The 689-nt window shown below is 58.9% G+C and carries 1 protein-coding gene; it reads right to left on the bottom strand.

The features are described 5' to 3' along the window. Window positions 1-56: 56 nt before the first annotated feature. Window positions 57-443, bottom strand: coding sequence for a hypothetical protein (locus D9C15_RS33220; RefSeq protein ID WP_240668694.1), 387 nt, complete (start codon window positions 441-443; stop codon window positions 57-59). Window positions 444-689 lie beyond the last annotated feature (246 nt).

The following is a 689-nucleotide window of genomic DNA, read 5'->3' on the forward strand; positions in this document are numbered from 1 at the left end:
TCGCGGCCCAAGTGCCAAGCCGTGGAGGGTCGCCTCAAGCGAAGGGTTAGGCGTCGCTAGTTGAGCGGGACCAGTTTGGAGCGAAGTTCGGGCGGAACATCTTCCAACAGAACAATGGCGATGCTGCCGTCTGTGGAGCGGTTATTGTGGGCGCTCTCAGTAGGCATCGTTGCAGTGATCGCGTCGGGAGACAGTGTGTACATGTTCCCGCTGAGTGGATCAACCGCGAACCAGCCAATTAGGCCGCCGAATACGAAGTTCCCAGCGATGTACCAGCCATTCGGGCTGGCCTTGACGGGGATCGTCTGGGCCTTGAAACCTGACTTGGTGATGGTCACCTTAAAGGTCTTGCCGCCCCAGTAGCGCCCGGTGCTCTTGTTCAGCGTAACGGAAGTTGGCGTGGTACCCGCGAAGATCTCCGTGCCCGCTTCGTCGACGATCAAGACCTTCGCTTCGCTTGGGGTGCTGGAAATTGGGACTGTTTGGGTCGGGCTGCCCATAATCGTCGCGCAGCCCGTTGTCAGTACAAGCAGCCCAGATGTGGCTGCGACACGCATGAATCGTGCAATCACTAAAGTAACCCTCCCTCCGCGATGTTGTTGGCGCTTGATGAGCGGAGATCACCACGCCCTGCGAAGTCTATATGACGCGCGCGAGTGCGTGCCGCGACGCCTAACGTTTGAGCTGAG

Source organism: Piscinibacter defluvii (assembly GCF_004011805.1).
Taxonomy (GTDB): domain Bacteria; phylum Pseudomonadota; class Gammaproteobacteria; order Burkholderiales; family Burkholderiaceae_C; genus Piscinibacter; species Piscinibacter defluvii.